This is a genomic window from Cryobacterium mannosilyticum (genome assembly GCF_004402705.1).
GTDB classification, from domain to species: domain Bacteria; phylum Actinomycetota; class Actinomycetes; order Actinomycetales; family Microbacteriaceae; genus Cryobacterium; species Cryobacterium mannosilyticum.
Genome location: NZ_SOFM01000035.1, coordinates 63,825 through 79,957 on the forward strand (window position 1 = coordinate 63,825; position 16,133 = coordinate 79,957).

Annotated in this window: 19 protein-coding genes and 1 tRNA gene; 7 read left to right on the forward strand and 13 right to left on the reverse strand. The window is 69.1% G+C overall.

Annotated elements, in window-relative coordinates; translation table 11 throughout:
• Positions 1 to 41: 41 nt before the first annotated feature.
• Positions 42 to 1,154 (reverse strand): peptide chain release factor 2, encoded by a 1,113-nt coding sequence (gene prfB, locus E3O32_RS11680; protein ID WP_134509686.1) that lies wholly within the window; start codon positions 1,152 to 1,154, stop codon positions 42 to 44.
• Between the two features lie 73 nt (positions 1,155 to 1,227).
• On the opposite strand from prfB, the gene E3O32_RS11685 reads away from it, so the two are divergent.
• Genes E3O32_RS11685 through E3O32_RS11695 form a run of 3 tightly spaced genes read left to right on the forward strand, consistent with a single transcriptional unit; the run spans position 1,228 to position 3,663 of the window.
• Entirely contained in the window at positions 1,228 to 2,520 is a 1,293-nt protein-coding gene (locus E3O32_RS11685; RefSeq protein ID WP_134509688.1) for an MFS transporter, read from the forward strand.
• Positions 2,521 to 2,560: 40 nt separating this feature from the next.
• Positions 2,561 to 3,004: a nitroreductase family deazaflavin-dependent oxidoreductase gene (locus tag E3O32_RS11690; RefSeq protein ID WP_134509690.1), complete on the forward strand. Its 444-nt coding sequence runs from the start codon at positions 2,561 to 2,563 to the stop codon at positions 3,002 to 3,004.
• On the forward strand, positions 3,004 to 3,663 hold the full coding sequence (locus E3O32_RS11695; protein ID WP_134509692.1) for a pentapeptide repeat-containing protein: 660 nt from the start codon (positions 3,004 to 3,006) through the stop codon (positions 3,661 to 3,663). Before E3O32_RS11690 ends, E3O32_RS11695 begins: the two co-directional genes overlap by 1 nt.
• A gap of 26 nt (positions 3,664 to 3,689) precedes the next feature.
• Here the strand turns inward: E3O32_RS11695 and E3O32_RS11700 are convergent, their stop codons facing one another.
• The 10 genes from E3O32_RS11700 to E3O32_RS11740 form a co-directional block, all read right to left on the reverse strand.
• Positions 3,690 to 4,574 (reverse strand): EamA family transporter, encoded by an 885-nt coding sequence (locus E3O32_RS11700; RefSeq protein WP_134509694.1) that lies wholly within the window; start codon positions 4,572 to 4,574, stop codon positions 3,690 to 3,692.
• 86 nt (positions 4,575 to 4,660) lie between these two features.
• Positions 4,661 to 5,167: a pilus assembly protein TadG-related protein gene (locus E3O32_RS11705; RefSeq protein WP_134509696.1), complete on the reverse strand. Its 507-nt coding sequence runs from the start codon at positions 5,165 to 5,167 to the stop codon at positions 4,661 to 4,663.
• Entirely contained in the window at positions 5,167 to 5,682 is a 516-nt protein-coding gene (locus E3O32_RS11710) for a hypothetical protein (protein WP_241974852.1), read from the reverse strand. Before E3O32_RS11710 ends, E3O32_RS11705 begins: the two co-directional genes overlap by 1 nt.
• Complete coding sequence (locus tag E3O32_RS11715; RefSeq protein WP_174776508.1) at positions 5,657 to 6,061, reverse strand: TadE/TadG family type IV pilus assembly protein; 405 nt, start codon at positions 6,059 to 6,061, stop codon at positions 5,657 to 5,659. The genes E3O32_RS11710 and E3O32_RS11715 overlap by 26 nt, the downstream gene beginning before the upstream one ends.
• Positions 6,062 to 6,071: 10 nt before the next feature.
• Complete coding sequence (locus E3O32_RS17295) at positions 6,072 to 6,248, reverse strand: hypothetical protein (protein WP_166790839.1); 177 nt, start codon at positions 6,246 to 6,248, stop codon at positions 6,072 to 6,074.
• Between the two features lie 51 nt (positions 6,249 to 6,299).
• Positions 6,300 to 7,247, reverse strand: a complete 948-nt coding sequence (locus E3O32_RS11720) for a type II secretion system F family protein (RefSeq protein ID WP_241974855.1) — start codon at positions 7,245 to 7,247, stop codon at positions 6,300 to 6,302.
• Complete coding sequence (locus E3O32_RS11725) at positions 7,235 to 8,098, reverse strand: type II secretion system F family protein (RefSeq protein WP_134509698.1); 864 nt, start codon at positions 8,096 to 8,098, stop codon at positions 7,235 to 7,237. Before E3O32_RS11725 ends, E3O32_RS11720 begins: the two co-directional genes overlap by 13 nt.
• Positions 8,095 to 9,327, reverse strand: a complete 1,233-nt coding sequence (locus tag E3O32_RS11730; RefSeq protein WP_134509700.1) for a TadA family conjugal transfer-associated ATPase — start codon at positions 9,325 to 9,327, stop codon at positions 8,095 to 8,097. The genes E3O32_RS11725 and E3O32_RS11730 overlap by 4 nt, the downstream gene beginning before the upstream one ends.
• Before the next feature lie 111 nt (positions 9,328 to 9,438).
• Positions 9,439 to 10,245, reverse strand: a complete 807-nt coding sequence (locus E3O32_RS11735) for a 3-hydroxybutyrate dehydrogenase (RefSeq protein WP_134509702.1) — start codon at positions 10,243 to 10,245, stop codon at positions 9,439 to 9,441.
• Between the two features lie 59 nt (positions 10,246 to 10,304).
• Positions 10,305 to 11,711, reverse strand: coding sequence for an MFS transporter (locus E3O32_RS11740; RefSeq protein ID WP_134509704.1), 1,407 nt, complete (start codon positions 11,709 to 11,711; stop codon positions 10,305 to 10,307).
• Positions 11,712 to 11,857: 146 nt separating this feature from the next.
• Here E3O32_RS11740 and E3O32_RS11745 point away from each other — a divergent pair, with 146 nt between their 5' ends.
• The 4 genes from E3O32_RS11745 (at position 11,858) to E3O32_RS11760 (ending at position 14,498) form a co-directional block, all read left to right on the forward strand.
• Entirely contained in the window at positions 11,858 to 12,787 is a 930-nt protein-coding gene (locus tag E3O32_RS11745) for a LysR family transcriptional regulator (RefSeq protein ID WP_241974858.1), read from the forward strand.
• Between the two features lie 68 nt (positions 12,788 to 12,855).
• Positions 12,856 to 12,937, forward strand: a tRNA-Leu gene (locus tag E3O32_RS11750).
• A gap of 1 nt (position 12,938) precedes the next feature.
• Positions 12,939 to 13,625, forward strand: a complete 687-nt coding sequence (locus E3O32_RS11755) for a DedA family protein (protein WP_174776509.1) — start codon at positions 12,939 to 12,941, stop codon at positions 13,623 to 13,625.
• Between the two features lie 141 nt (positions 13,626 to 13,766).
• Entirely contained in the window at positions 13,767 to 14,498 is a 732-nt protein-coding gene (locus E3O32_RS11760; RefSeq protein WP_134509801.1) for a DedA family protein, read from the forward strand.
• Between the two features lie 35 nt (positions 14,499 to 14,533).
• Here E3O32_RS11760 and E3O32_RS11765 read toward each other — a convergent pair whose 3' ends face one another.
• A complete protein-coding gene (locus tag E3O32_RS11765; RefSeq protein ID WP_134509708.1) occupies positions 14,534 to 15,445 on the reverse strand; it encodes a cation diffusion facilitator family transporter in 912 nt (303 codons plus the stop codon).
• Between the two features lie 95 nt (positions 15,446 to 15,540).
• Positions 15,541 to 16,131, reverse strand: coding sequence for an RdgB/HAM1 family non-canonical purine NTP pyrophosphatase (rdgB, locus tag E3O32_RS11770; RefSeq protein WP_134509710.1), 591 nt, complete (start codon positions 16,129 to 16,131; stop codon positions 15,541 to 15,543).
• Positions 16,132 to 16,133: the final 2 nt, after the last annotated feature.

Here is a 16,133-nt window from a genome sequence, read left to right on the forward strand (position 1 = left end):
TACTGCGACATACCGAACCGCGGACTCGGTCCGAAAGCGGTTCAGTCCTTCGGCGCCTGTTTGCGCCAGCGGATGCCCGCGGCGATGAACGGGTCGAGGTCGCCGTCGAACACCTGGCTCGGGTTGTTGGTCTCGTAGTTGGTGCGGAGGTCCTTGACCATCTGGTACGGCGCGAGCACGTAGCTGCGCATCTGGTCGCCCCAGCTCGCGGTGATGACGCCGGCCAGTTCCTTCTTGGTCGCGGCCTCCTGCTCGCGCTGCAGGAGCAGCAGCCGGGACTGCAGCACGCGCAGGGCGGCGGCGCGATTCTGGATCTGGCTCTTCTCGTTCTGGCAGCTCACCACGGTGCCGGTCGGCAGGTGGGTGATCCGCACGGCGGAGTCGGTCGTGTTCACCGATTGCCCGCCGGGGCCGCTGGAACGGAACACGTCGACCCGGATGTCGCTGTCGGGGATCTCGATCGATTCGGTCTGCTCGATCAGGGGCACGACCTCGACCGCGGCGAACGAGGTCTGGCGCTTGCCTGCCGAGTTGAACGGGCTCATCCGCACGAGACGGTGCGTGCCGGCCTCCACGCTCAGGGTGCCGAAGGCATAGGGGGAATCGACCTGGAAGGTCGCGGACTTGATGCCGGCCTCCTCGGCGTAGCCGACGTCGAGCACCTGCACGGGGTAGTTGTGCTGCTCGGCCCAGCGCAGGTACATCCGCAGCAGCATTTCGGCGAAGTCGGCCGCGTCGACGCCGCCGGCGCCGGAGCGGATGGTCACCACCGCGGGTCGCTCGTCGAATTCGCCGTTGAGCAGGGTGTGCACCTCGAGGTCGCCGAGCACCTTCTTCAGGCTCGCCAGCTCGGCAGTCGCCTCCTGGGCGGACTCCTCGTCGCCCTGGCCCTCATTGGCCATCTCCACCAGGACTTCGAGGTCGTCGAGGCGCCGTTCGATGCTCTCGATGCGGGCGAGCTCGGACTGGCGGTGGCTGAGCGCGCTGGTGACCTTCTGGGCGTGCTCGGAGTCGTCCCACAGGTCGGGGGCTCCGGCCTGGTCGTTCAGGTCGGCGATGTCGGTGCGCAGTTGATCGATGTCGATCACCGCCCGGATGTCGCCAAAGGTGGCCCGCAGTGCGGCGATCTGCTCCGAAAAGTCCAGCTCAATCATGTCGGACCCCAGCCTACCGGGCGGTTCCGTGCGGACCATGGCCGGGCAGCGCCTGAAGTAGCATCGAGGAGCCATGAGTAACGCCGAACGCTCCTTCAGCCTGCGCTCCGTTGCCCTCGCCGCATTCCTGCCGACGCTGCTCTTCTCGATCGGCGAGGGGGCGATCATCCCGCTCATCCCCATCGTCGCCAACAACCTCGGGGCATCCCTCGCCGTGGCCGGTCTCATCGCGGCCATGATCATGGTCGGCGAACTGATCGGCGACATCCCCAGCGGCTGGGTGGTCTCCCGAATCGGCGAGCGCAACGCGATGATCTGGGCCGCGATGCTCTCGATCATCGCCGTGCTGATCTGCATCGCCGCACCGAACCCGTTCGTGTTGGGGCTGGGCATCTTCCTCGTCGGGCTCGCGACGGCCGTGTTCGCCCTGGCCCGCCACGCCTTCATGACCACGTATGTCCCGCTCGCCTACCGGGCTCGGGCCCTGTCCACCCTCGGCGGCATCTTCCGAGCCGGCTGGTTCATCGGCCCGTTCATCGCCACCGCACTGATCCGGTTGACGGGCAGCACCCAATCGGTGTTCTGGGTCTTCGTGGTCTGCTGCCTCGGCGCGGCGGCCATGCTGCTGCTGCTGCGCGATCCGTCGCGCACCTTCGGCACGCCCGAGCCGGTCGTCGCCGCGGACGGCACGACGCGCAGCGCGGGCGAGGAACTGGCCGCCGAGGAATCCGAGGGCCTCTTCCGCACGATCTGGAGCTACCGGGCCGTGCTCGGCAAGCTCGGCACCGGGGCGGGCCTGATCGGCGCCATGCGCGCCACCCGCACGGTCCTCCTCCCCCTCTGGGCGGTGAGCATCGGCATCAACGAACCCGACATCGCGCTGATCATCGGCATCGCCGGCGGCATCGACTTCGCCCTTTTCTACGCCAGCGGCCAGATCATGGACCGGTTCGGACGGCTGTGGACGGCGCTGCCGTCGATGGTCGGGCTCGGGGCCGGGCATCTCGTGCTCGCGTTCACCCACGACCTGCCGAGCAATGTGGAGTGGTTCATCGCGGTGGCGATGTTCCTCTCCCTGGCCAACGGGATCGGCAGCGGCCTCCTGATGACCCTCGGTGCGGACCTCGCACCGGAGAACAACCCGGCGCCCTTCCTCGGCGCCTGGCGGTTCACCGCCGACCTCGGCGGCGCGGCCGCTCCCCTGGCGGTGTCCGGCCTGACCGCACTGGTCTCTTTGTCACTGGCCAGCGGTGTGATGGGCGTCTTCGGCCTGTTCGGGGCGGTGCTGCTCGGGCGCTACATCCCGCGCTACGCGCCCCGCCGTCCACGCCCGGGGTCACGCCCAGGGCCACCCCCCGGGTCGTAGAGCAGGAATGCCGGCCGCGCCGATGGCGTTGAATGGTGACATGCCACTGCACGGAGAATACGAACCGAGCCCACAAAAATGGGTGCGCGACCAGGTCGACCTGTACGAGAGCTCCGGCGGAACCCAGGGCACCACGATGCGCGGGATGCCCGTGGTCGTGCTATCCACGGTCGGCGCGAAGTCGGGCAAGCTGCGCAAGGTCCCGCTGATGCGGGTCGAGCACGAGGGCCGGTATGCCGCGATCGCGTCGCTCGGCGGCAGCCCGAAGAACCCGGTCTGGCACGCGAACGTGGTCGCGCATCCGCTGGTGGAGCTGCAGGACGGCCCGCGCAAATGGTACATGGTCGCCCGCGAGGTCACCGGCGCCGAACGGGACGAGTGGTGGGTCCGGGCGGTTGCCGCATACCCCGACTACGCGGATTACCAGGTCAAGACCGACCGGGTGATCCCGGTCTTCGTGCTCGAGCCGGTGTCCGCGTCCTGATGATAGCCCGCTCGGCGACCCGCGGTCCGCTCCTCGACCCGATCCGGCTCACCGGGCTAGCTGCCGCCGACGGTTCCGAGCTCAGGGCCGGCGGCAGCTACGACGCGCAGTCCTTCGACGGCTGCGACCTCTCCGGCCGTGACCTCACCGGGATCGGCTTCCTCGAGTGCGAGTTCCGCGGGGTGTCCCTCGACGACGCGACGCTGCGCGGGGCATCCGTGGCCGAGTGCGTGGCCGTCGAACTGCACGCTGCCGTGCTGAAGGCGCCGCGGTCGAGTTGGCGCGACGTGCGGATCGAACGATCCAGGCTCGGCTCGACAGAGCTCTACGAGTCAGACCTGCGCAGCGTGCAGATCGACGGTTCCAAGCTCGATTTCGTGAACCTGCGGAATTCGAAGTTGACCGATGTGCTGTTCTCCAATTGCATCATCGAGGAACTCGACCTCGGCAGCGTCGTCGCTCAGCGGGTCGAACTGCGCGGCTGCCGGATCGGCACGCTCGACCTGTCCAGTGCCACCCTCAAGCACGTCGACCTGCGCGGGGCCGAGTTCAGCGTCATCCGCGGCCTCGACGGCCTGCGCGGAGCGACCATCGACGAATCGCAGTTGAGCCTGCTCGCTCCCCTGCTGGCCGGTCACCTCGGCATCGTCGTCGAGTAGCCCGGCCGGGCCCGGCCACGCAGGTGTCAGGAGATGACGCCCGCCGTGATCTCCAGGTCGGATTTCGGGCGTTCCCGCTGGGTGGCGATCGCCGCCCCGGCCGCCACACACACCACGAGGATCGCGATCTGCTGCTGCAGCAGGAACGTCTCCCCCAGCACCAGGGCGCCGAACAGCGCGGCGATGACCGGGCCGAAGCTGGTGATGATCGCGTAGAGCCGAGGGGTGATCCGGCGCAGGATGAATGTGTCAAGCGTGTACGGGAAGGCCGATGAGAGCGCTCCGACCGCGAGGAGCAGCCCGAGGACACCCCAGTTCAGGCTGGAGTAGTCGACCGTGACCAGGGCGAACGGCACGAGCAGAGCCAGGCTGACGACGCTCGCCACCGAGATGCCTTCCAGGCCGGGGAAGGTCACCGCCACCCGCCGGGTGAGCAGGATGTATGCCGCCCAGGCCGCCGCGGCGGCGAGGGCGAAGAGGATGCCGGGGAGGTTGAGCTCCCCGGTCGACCAGGTCAGGAGGAAGACCCCGGCGGCGGCCGCGCTCGCGCAGACGAAGTCGATCGGCCGACGCGACGACGCCAGGGCCAGGGCGAAGGGGCCGAGGAACTCGATCGTGGCTGCGACGCCGAGCCCGAGCAGGTCGACGGCCTCGTAGAAGGTCAGGTTCATGATCGCGAGCACCAGCCCGAGGGCCAGGGCAGGCCACAGCCTGCGCCAGGTCAGGGTCGACAGTTTCGGACGGTAGAACGGCAGAACAGTGCAGGCCATCACGAGCTGCCGGGCCGCCACCACCACGGGTGAGCCGACGAGCGGAATGGCGAGCCCGGCGAGGGACGACCCGAAGTTGATGCTGACCTCGGTCGCGAGCTGGGCGCCCGCGCCGGTCAGACGATCGCGCTGGGCGGTCACGGCTCTCCTCGTCCGCACCCGGTCGGGCGCGCTTTCCGAGAGTACCGGGTCGCCGGCGCCGATCGGGAAACCCGGGCCCGCGTCGCCTACCGGAACACCGACCGCGCCACGGCCGAGACCTCCAGCGGCACGCCCTCCGGCAGGAAGAAGACCAGCACCGGCGGGCGCCAGACCGCGCCCAGCCTGACGCTCGCGCTCTGCCCGTCAGCCGAGTCGGCCCCGGTCAGTTCCACCCCGTCGACGCCGCCGTGGGGCGCCGTCGCCAGGTAGTCCTCGGCCGCCGCCCGCACCTCGTCGGATCGGAGCACGGGTCTGGGGACCGGCCCGGACGGGTCAGCGGTGATTCCGACCGCGTCGAGCGAGAAGGACTCGGCGCCGGCGAGCGCGGCACCGTCGGCCAGGGTGAGCAGCCGTTTGTGGTCCAGGTAGAGCGAACTCGCGGCCACGACGACGAGGATCAGCACGAGTGCGAGGAAGGCATAGACGATCGTCAGGATCAGAGTCGAGCCTTCCTCGTCCGGGCCGAGGCTGCCCCAGATGCGGCAGACCGCGGCGCACCTCCGGCCCGAACGACCGGGCGCTCCCCGGTTCATCAGCCGGCCCTGCGGAACCGGGACACCGTCTGGGTGGCGACGGCTTCCATCGGGATGCTCGCCGCGCTTCGCAGGGACAGCAGATCGGGGACCAGTGGCAACGCCACGCGAATCCGCACTGTGACGGAAACCGTGCTCCGCCGAGCCAGACAGCCCCCGGCCCCGCAGTCGATGCTCACCGCGGCGCTGTCTCCGGCGATGCCGTAGTCGTCGAGCCCGACCTGCACTGCCCGGAGGGCCCCGGCGCGAGCGGCGGTCTCGTCCGGCGCCTGAACGTAGACGCGGGCGGCCTGCCGCGCCGCGCCCTCGACCGCGAACGCCCCGCCCTGCAGCGCCGACATGGCCAGCACGAGGTAGACGAGCGGAACGAGGAGGATCGCCCCGGCGGTGATGAACTCGAGCGCGGCCGACCCTTCTTCCCCGGCGAGAAGCTGGCCGACGGACCGGCGAACGCCCGCGGTCGGCTTCGTCTCCGCCCGGCCGCAGCTCCTACTCGAGGCCTTCCACGGCGGCATGCCCCACCACCTCCAGACCGCGATCGAGTCCGAGGAGACCGAGCAGCGGCAGCGGGGCGATGACCCGCACCTGCACACTCGGGTAGCCGTCGTATTCGGTGTAGCCGGCGACGACATCCGTGGCGTAGCCGGGACCCAGTGCCACGGTGACCAGTTCCCGGGTGCGCGCGACGCCCTCGGCCAGGCTGCTGTCGGCCAGGGCGGCGAACCGTGCCCCTTCGGCCGCCGCGTCGAGAGCGGTATTGCGCACGTGCAGGGCGAGCGCGAGTTGCATGACGGTGAGGGTCAGCACCGTGAGGAGCGCGCCCACCAGGACGAATTCGGCCGCCGCCGATCCTCGGTCACCGGCCAGGGCGGATGCGCGTCGCGGGAGAAACATCGTCCGGGGGTCAGAAACCGCTCACGCGGTCGATGGCCTGCTGGAACACCCCGCTCAGGGCCGGGCCGGCCAGACCCCAGATGATGATGACCAGGCCTGCAGTCATCAGGGTGATCAGGACCCAGCCGGGGACGTCCCCGGTGTCGTCGCTCCACAGGGCCAGGAAACGCCGCCGCAATGTGGTCATCTTGCTCCTCTTTTCCGTTTTTCCGTGGGAATCACTTGGTGGGTTGGTAGGTCAGAAACCCGACTGAAGGATGAACAGGCCGGGGAAGACCGCGAACAGGATGGTCAGGGGAAGAATCAGAAAGACCAGGGGGACGAGCATGGCCACCTCCTTCTTGCCGGCAACCTCGAGCAGTTCCCGCTTGGCGCTGTCCCGGGAATCCTGCGCTTGGGCGCGCAGAACCTCGGCCAGGGGCGTGCCACGGTCGAGCGCACCCGAGACCTGATCGACGAGACGGGTCACCGCCGGCAGGTGCAGGCGGCCGGCCAGCGCCCGCAGCGCGGAGTGCAGCGGCACGCCGATCCGCACATCGGCGACGACGCCGGCGAATTCCCGCGACAACTCCCCCGTGCTCGTGCGCGACACCCGGGCGAGCGAATCCAGGATTCCCTCGCCCGCCGACAGGGACAGCGTGAGGAACTCCAGGATCGTCGGCAGCTCACTCTGCATCCGCGCCAACCGCGCCGTCGCCGCGCGGGTCAGGAGCCAGTCCCGAGCCAGGGCGCCGCAGAGCCCGGCCAGCACGGGCAGGACGACCGACACCACAATGGGCACCGCCCGGAACATCGGCAGCGTGATGGCAAGACCAGCGCCCAGACCGAACGCGACGAGAGCCCAGACCACCTGCTCTGACCGGAAGCGATCGACGCTGCGCTCTGCCCCGGATTGGCGCAGGCGCCGCTCGATGCCGTCCGCGCCGCCGAGCACGGCCCCGAGCAGCCGCTTGAGGGAGCCGAAGGCTGGGGCGAACAGGGTGCCGAGCACGGGGATCGGGTCGACCGACCTTCGGCCGACGAAGGCGCGAGCCTCGACGGACACGTCCAGGATGTAGGGGGCCAGCCTGTGCACGAGCCGCGGCCGGCTGAGACGCGGGATGGTGCTCACCATCGACCACAGTCCGATGCCCAGCGCGCAGCCGCAGAACAGGCCCCACGCCAGCGACGCACTCACCGGAACCACCGGCGTTCCTCGGGCAGCCGGCCCAGCGCCACCATCACCCGGTAGGCCACAACCGACATGCCGAGACCGCCGAGCACGACGGCCACACCGGTGCTGGTGTTGTACGCGACGGCCGCCTCCGGCCGCGACCCGAGGAGGAGCAGGATCACCCAGGGCGCCGCCACTCCCAACCGTGCGGCGTTCACCACCCACGACTGGCGGGCCTCGACCTCGGCCCGGACGGCCGCGTCCTGCCGGAGCCAGGCCGCAAGGCTGCGGAGCACGATCGTGAGGTCGCTGCCGCCGACCTCCCTGGCCATCCGCAGGGTTTCAAGGATGCGATCGGCGACCGGGTCGGCCAGGGACTCCTTGAGGCGGTCCACGGCATAGGTGAAATTGCCGGTGGACCGGTAGTCCCCGGCGAACGCCGCGAACGCGGCCCTCGTCGTCACCGGGCCGGCATCGGCGAGGCTGCTCACGCTGTCGGGGAGGGCGAGACCCGACCGCACCGCGGACACGAGATGGTCGACGACGTCGGGCCAGACTGTCCGGTTGGCCCGACGCGCCGCCCGCGCGCGCCAGGTGACAACCAGCACGGGCAATGCCATGCCGCCCAGCCCCGCGACGATCGACAACGCCCCGATGCCGAGAAGCGCCTCGGCCAGCGCGAAGCCGGCCACCCCGAGGACGAGGGAAATGGCCGCGAACGCGGGCAGCGGAAGCGCACCCAGGCCGGCCTGGGCCAGGTCTGCCCGGAAGGCCCCGTGCGGCCGGCCCCGCCCGGGATCGGCCGTCCCGCGCGTGGGCCAGAGGAACGGCGAGGCCAGCAGCAGCAGGCCGGCCCCGAGCAGGCTCCCGAGAACGACGCTCATGCCGCACCAGCTCGCAGCACTATGGCGGGGTCGAGCCCCGCAGCCAGGAACTTGGTGAGCTTGCCGGGATGGCCGCCGGTCGCCGTGAGCGTTCCGCCCTCGATGAGGAAGATGGGGCTCGCCTCGATCACGGGGCCGGCAAGCCGACCGCTGGGCGCCAGGATCTCGATGACCCGGCGACGGCCATGCCGGTCGATTTCGCAGTGGACCACGATGTCGATGCAGCCCGCGACGGTCGGCAGCACGAAGGCCGAGTCGATGTTGCGACCGGCCAGGAGCGGGAGCGTGGACAGCTTGGCCAGGGCGTCCCGCGCGCTGTTGGCGTGGATCGAGCACATCCCCGGCAGCCCACTGTTGAGCGCGATCAACAGGTCGAGGCTTTCCGCCTCACGCACCTCGCCGACGATGAGACGGTCGGGCCGCATCCGCAGGGACTCCTTGATCAGCCGGCGCAGGGTGATCTCGCCGGTGCCCTCGAGGCTGGGCTGGCGGCACTGCATGGCCACGACGTCGCGGGCGGCGAGGTCGAGTTCGAAGGTCTCCTCCACCGTCACGATCCGCTCGTTGCGGCGGGTGGCCGTGAGGAGGGCGTTGAGCATCGTGGTCTTGCCGGTCTGGGTCGCGCCCGAGACGAGGATGTTCTGCCCCGACAGAACGCACATCCGCAGGAATTCCGATGCCTGCTGGGTCAGCGACCCCAGCCCGACCAGCTGGTTCAGGTCGCGGATGCGCCGGGTGAACTTGCGGATGTTCACCGCCCAGTGCTTGCGGGTGATGTCCGGGATGACCACGTGCAGCCTCGAGCCGTCCGGCAGGGACGCATCGACGAACGGGGAGGACAGGTCGACCCGGCGGCCGGATGCCTGCAGCATCCGTTCGACGAGGTCCCGGACCTCACGCTCGGAAAGCACCATGTCGGTCAGTTCCGGAACCCCGTCGCGGGCCACGAACACCCGGGACGGCGAGTTGATCCAGATCTCCTCGATGCCCGGGTCATCGAGGAATGGTTGCAGCGCCCCGAACCCGGTCAGCGACGCCACCACCTCCCTGGCTGCCTGGCGTTCGTCGGGGATCAGCGGCAGGGAGGAGCCGAGCGCCCGCTCGCTGTAGCGCTGGAGCTCGTCGTGCACGTACTTCTCCGCCAGCAGCAGGTCGGTCGAGAGATCGACGCCGTCGCGGCGCACCCGGGACCGGACCTGCTCGGTGATGATGCGCACGGCCTCGCTCATCCCTGAATGATGCTCCACCGGTGCAGGACACCGGAGAACTTATCCACACCCCCGTCGCCATACCCGGCACCACTTGCCTTAGCCCGCTGGCGAGGGTGCTTTTTCCGCAAGTCAGCGGGCGGACCAGCCGCCGTCCATCCCGTAGCTGGAGCCTGTGACCATGGCGGCATCGGCCGACGCCAGCCAGGCCACCAGCGACCCGACCTCCTCCGGCTCGACCAGCCGCTTGATGGCGCTCTCCGTGAGCATGATCCGGCCGAGCACCTCCGCCTCCGGGATGCCGTGCACGAGCGCCTGGTCCTTGATCTGCTTCTCGACCAGGGGCGTGCGCACATAACCGGGGCTGACGCAGTTGCTGGTCACCCCGTGTTCCCCGCCCTCGAGGGCGGTCACCTTGGAGAGGCCTTCCAGCCCGTGCTTGGCCGCGACATACGCAGCCTTGAACGGCGAGGCGCGAATGCCGTGCACCGACGTGACGTTGACGATGCGCCCGAAGCCGCGCTCGTACATCTGCGGCAACGCCGCCCGGATCAGCAGGAAGGGAACCTCCAGCATGAGAGTGATGATGCGGCGGAAGTCCTCCGGAGCGAAGTCCTGGATCGGACTGATCGTCTGGACGCCCGCGTTGTTGACCAGGATGTCCACGCCCGCCAACCGCAGGGAAAGCTCCGGATCGGTCAGCGCGGCCGGGTCCAGCAGATTCACCGCCCAGCTCGAACCGCCGACCTCCGCGGCGAGCGCCGCGGCCCCGGCCCGGTCCATGTCGGCGACGACGACGTGGGCGCCGCGGGCCGCGAGCGCCCGGACCGTGGCCGCGCCGATCCCGCTCGCTCCCCCGGTGACGAGGGCTCTCCGGCCCTGAAGGGGCCTGGTGCCGCCCCCATCGTGGACGGAAACGGTCTCTGCTGCTGCGGTCATCAGGTGGTCCTTCGTGGTGCGGGCTGGCAAGGGCGTGCGGGGCCGGTCGCTCGGCAGGCTCAGCCGGAAACCCTCGCCGGCTCGAGGCCGTGCTTGCGGGCATCCTCAGCGTCGACCTCGCGCAGCGAGATGCCCCGGGTCTCCTTGAGCGTGACCACGGCGACGACGGTGATCGCACAGGCGATCACCAGGTAGAACGCCACCGGCAGCCAGGACTTGTACTGCTGGAGCAGCGCCGTGGCGATGATCGGCGCCATCGAACCGGCCAGGATCGAGGTGACCTGGTAGCCGAGGGACACCCCGGAGTAACGCATCCGGGTCGGGAACATCTCGGCCATGATCGCTGGCTGCCCGGCGTACATCAGAGCGTGGAAGCACAGCCCGATGGTGATGGCCGCCACGATGACGACCGGGTTCAGGGTGTCGAACATCGGGAAGGCGAAGAACGCCCAGGTCGATCCGAGCACGGCGCCGGCGAGGTAGACCGGCTTGCGTCCGAACCGGTCGGAGAGCCGGCCGACCTGCGGGATCACCAGGAAGTGCACGACGTGGGCGAGCAGCAGGGCGAGCAGGAGCTGGCTCGTGTTGTACTGGTGCACCGTGACCAGGTAGACGATTGAGAAGCTCACGATCGTGTAGTAGAGGATGTTCTCGGCGAAGCGCAGACCCATGGCCCCCAGGATCCCCTTCGGATACTTGCGCACGACCTCCATCACGCCGTAGCTGATCGCTTTCTCCGCCTCGACCTGCGCGCGGGCCTCGAGGAAGATCGGCGCCTCGCTGACGTGGGTGCGGATGTAGTAGCCGATCACCACGATGATCGCGGAGAGCCAGAAGGCCACCCGCCAGCCCCAGCCGAGGAACTGCTCGGCAGGCAGGATCCAGGACATGGTCAGCAGCACGAGGGTGGCGAGCAGGTTGCCGACCGGAACGGCCGCCTGCGGCCAGCTCGACCAGAAACCGCGGGTCTTGTTCGGGCTGTGCTCGGCCACGAGCAGAACGGCGCCGCCCCATTCGCCGCCGACCGCGAAGCCCTGGATGAAGCGCAGGATGACGAGCAGCGCGGGCGCCCAGTAGCCGATGCTGTTGAAGCCCGGCAGGCAGCCCATCAGGAACGTGGCGGCGCCGACCAGGATGATCGTGACCTGCAGGGTGTGCTTGCGGCCGAGGCGGTCACCGATCTGACCGAAGACGATGCCACCGAGCGGGCGGGCGATGAAGCCGACGGCGTAGGTGAGGAATGCGGCGATGATGCCGTCCAGTTCGCTGCCCGCGTTGGGGAAGAAGAACTTGCCGAAGACGAGGCTCGCGGCCGTGGCGTAGAGGAAGAACTCGTACCATTCCACGATCGTGCCGACCATCGACGCCGCCACGATCTTGCGCAGCCCCGATTTCTCCTCCGGGCTGTCCTGACCAGACCCGCTCGTTCCGGGCTTCCCGGCTCCGACGCGCTGATTGACGCTCATGTCTGTCTCCTTCGGTGTCGTCGCTGACACTTAGTGGTGGTTGGCCGAGGGTCGAGTTCCACCCAACACGGCTCCACTGAGTATTCACGGAGTCCGCCTGTGCATCAATGACCACTTCTACAGAGGGCGTGTGCATAATTGCAGATATGACCCTCGCTGCGCCGCCGTCCCCGGCTCCCCACCCCGACGACCTCCTGGTCTTGCTCGCGGTCGCCCGCACCGGTCGGTACACTGCGGCGGCCGACAGTCTCGGGCTGAACCACACCACGGTCGCCCGTCGGATCACCGCCCTGGAGAAGGCCCTCGACGGCCGCGTGCTCTCCCGCACGGTGGGAGGCTGGGAGCTGACCGAGCTGGGCAAGAGGGCCTTCAACGCGGCCGAGAACGTCGAAGCAGCCGTGGCCGTGCTGAACGGGCCGGCCGGCCGGCAGAGCCAACTGTCCGGCGTCGTGCGCATGTCGGCGACCGACGGCTTCAGCGCCTACATCGCCGCCCCCGCCGTCGCCGCCCTGCAACGCACCCATCCCCATCTCCGAGTGGAGATCGTCACGGTGACCCGGCGCGCCCTCCAGCATCGCTCCGGCCTCGACATCGAGGTGGTGGTCGGCGAACCACAGGTGCACCGGGCCGAGGCGGTGCGGCTGGGCCACTACCGGCTCGGCATGTACGCGTCGCGCGCCTATCTCGCCGAGAAGGGAACCCCGGAGAGCGTGGCCGAGCTCACCCGGCATCCGCTGGTCTACTTCGTTGATTCGATGCTGCTGGTCGACGATCTGGATGCCCCGCGGCGGCTGGTCCCGTCGATGCGGGCCTCGCTCAGCTCGACCAACGTCTTCGTGCACGTGGAGGCGACCCGGGCCGGCGCCGGCATCGGCTTCCTTCCGTGTTTCATGGCCGACCAGCACTCCGACCTGGTACGGTTGCTCCCCGCCCAGTTCAACGAGCAGCTCCAGTACTGGATGGTGCTCCGCTCCGAGTCGCTTCACCAACCCGCCGTTGCCACCCTCGTCGCGGCACTGCGACACCAGGTCGACTCCTTCCGGGAGGCCCTGCACGGCCGCCCATCGCCTGCCTGACCGGGCTTCTCGCTCCGGACCGGGCACCGGGCGCCCACCGTCGCACGAACTACACTGGAACCGTAGTCGCGGGAGTGGTGAAATTGGCAGACACGCAGGATTTAGGTTCCTGTGCTTTCGAGCGTGGGGGTTCAAGTCCCCTCTCCCGCACATGAACAATGCGTCAGCGCTGGACGGCCAGTTGAACGATCTGCTCGCGGACACCGGGGCGATCGTCTTCTACCTGCTTGTCTGGGCGCTCGTCTTCGCGGGAACGGCGGTCTTCCTCGGCGTCTTCATCCCCTTCATCACCGGGGATTCCCTGCTCTTCGGCTCCGGCCTGGTCGCGGCCTCGACCCCGAACCTCAACATCGCCGTGCTCGCGATCGGCACCGGACTCGCCGCGTTCCTCGGCGACCAGGTCGGATTCCTCCTGGGGCGCCGTTTCGGTCGTTCCTCCCTCGACCGGCACGGCGGACGCCGCACCAGGTCCGCGATCGCCAGGACCGAGCAGTTCTATCGCTCCTTCGGCTGGTGGTCCGTGGTGATCGCCCGGTTCATGCCCTGGGCGCGAGTGTTCGTGCCGGTGATCGCCGGGGTCGGCCGGATGAACTACTACAAATTCCTCAGCAGCAATCTGGTCGGCGCGATCGCCTGGGGTGTCGGACTCACCCTGACGGGCTACTTCGCTGCGGCCATTCCCGGGGTCAAGAGCGCCGCCTACGTCATAGCCGGGCTGTTCATCGCGGCGTCGATCGTGTTCGGCGTGCGCACCTGGCGGTCCGAGCGCGGCCCCCGCTCCGCGCTCTCACCATCGCCGGCGCCCGCACCAGCGGATGACGTCGCCCCCGAAGTCTGAACGCTGACCGGCGCATACGGGGTTCTCCCGTAATCTGGCGATACCCTGTATCACAGCACCCACGATCACCGCCGCCCGGCCGTTGTGGCCACCGACTGGAGTTCATTCGTGATTCATTCCGCCCTGATTCTCACCGCGCCGATTCATTCGGCGCTCATCCCGTGGCTTGACCCCAAGTACCTGATCGACGGGTTCGGCGCCTGGGCGCTGCTCGGCGTCTGCGCGATCATCTTCGCCGAGACCGGGTTGCTGGTCGGATTCCTCTTCCCCGGCGACACCCTACTCATCATCACCGGCATCCTCACCTTCAGCGGCGCCATCAAGATCGACATCTGGTGGGTTGCCCTCGCCATCGGCTTCGCCGCGTTCCTCGGCGGGGAATGCGGCTACCTGATCGGCCGCAAGTTCGGGCCGCGCGTGTTCGAGCGCAAGGAATCCGGGCTGTTCAGCGTCAAGAACGTGGAGCGCACGAACGCGTTCTTCGAACGGTTCGGCGGCTTCGCCGTCATCGTCGCCCGTTTTGTCCCGATCGTGCGCACATTCGCCCCGGTGGCCGCCGGCGTAGGCCGGATGAACTACCGCCGGTATTCGATCTACAACCTCGCGGGCGCCCTGCTCTGGGGTGTGGGAGTGACCTACGCGGGCTTCTTCCTCGGCTACATCCCACCCGTGCGCGACTTCGTCAGCCACTACATTGATCTGATCCTGCTCGGCGCGGTCCTGATCACGCTGATCCCCACCGTGTTCCACTACGTTCAGGCGACCATGAAGGCCCGCCGAGCCACCCGGGCAGGGGTGACGACCGCCACCGGAAGCCTGGTGCTCGACCCCGACGTGTTCGACGGTCACCACGAGCACAAGCACGACGCCTGACGCCTGACGCCGGATGCCTGGCGTCTGGCGCCGGGTCAGAGGTGCGGGTAGTCCTCGTGCGCGGCGTGCTCCGCCGGCTCCAGCTGGAACGTCGAGTGGTCGACGTCGAAGTGCTCGGCGAGGCACCCGGACAGGGCATCGAGCAGCTCTCCCGAACCTCCCGACTGGAGCACCACCGGTTCCACCACCACATGGGCGCTGAAAACATGCGCACCGGACGTGATCGCCCAGACGTGAACATCGTGCACGGCGACCACCCCGGGAGTCTCCAGCAGGTGCCGCCGGATCTCCGTGACATCCGTGTCGATGGGCGCTGACTCGCTGAGCACCCGCACGACGTCGCGGAGCAGCACGAACGCCCGGGGACCGATCATCGCCGCGATGACCAGCGAAGCGATCGCATCCGCCTGGGCGAAGCCGGTGAGAAGGATGACCGCCGCCGCTGCGATGACCGCCACCGAACCGAGGGCGTCGCCGAGCACCTCGAGGTAGGCCCCGCGCATATTGATGGAGCCCTTCGCCGCCGGGCGCAGGAGCAGCAGCCCGGCGATGTTCGCGACGAGGCCGATCGCGGCCACGATCAGCATCGGCATCGCCTGCACCTCGACGGGCGAGGAGCCGACCAGCCGGGTCACGGCCCCGACCACGACGGAGATCGCCACGGTTACGAGGATCAATCCGTTGATCAGCGCGCCGAAGACCTCGGCCCGCTGGTAGCCGAAGGTCTGCCGGTCGGTGGCAGGCCGGGCGGCCACGACCGTCGCGACGAGCGCGATGACCAGGCCGGCAAGGTCGGAGAACATGTGGCCGGCATCCGCCAGCAGCGCCAGGGAACCGGTGAGGGCGGCACCGATGACCTCGACGACGAGCACTGCGGCGACGATGCCGATCGCCACAGTGAGGCGCACCCGGTTCGTCTGCGAGGTGTGCGCGTGATCGTGGCCCATTCGTCAAAGGTAGAGCGCGCGCAGGAGGATAGCCAGTTGAGCCGCCAGTTGGGAATGAGTGCCATTCTCAGCACCGGCGAGGTCCCGCCAGGCGGTCAGTCGGCGAGCAGTTCCCGGATCACCGGAACGAGCTGTTCGAAGGCCCTGGCCCGGTGGCTTTGCTCGTTCTTCACGTTCGGCGTGAGCGCGGCGGCCGAGATCGCGTAGCCGTCGGGAAGGAAGATCGGGTCGTAGCCGAAACCCTGCTCCCCTGACGGCTCGGGCAGGATCTGGCCCGGCCATTCCCCGGTGACATGGCGTTCCGTGCCGTCCGGAAGGGCCAGGGCCGCGACGCAGGCGAAATGCGCACCCCGGTGGTCCTCCGGCACGTCGGCCAGCTGCCAGAGCAGCAGCCTCAGGTTCGCCTCCGCGTCCCTGGCCGGTCCGGCCCAGCGGGCGGAGAAGATGCCCGGCGATCCGCCGAGCACGTCGACGCAGATGCCGGAGTCGTCTGCGACGGCGGGCAGCCCGGTGTGAGCCGCCGCCGCGCGCGCCTTGATCAAGGCGTTCTCGACGAAGCTGGTGCCGTCTTCGACGGGCTCAGGCCCGTCGTAGGCGAGAACCTCGATGCCGGGAAGCCGCGGGGCGAGGATGCGACGCAACTCCTCCACCTTGTGGGGGTTGTGGGTGGCGAGAACGACCTGCACGG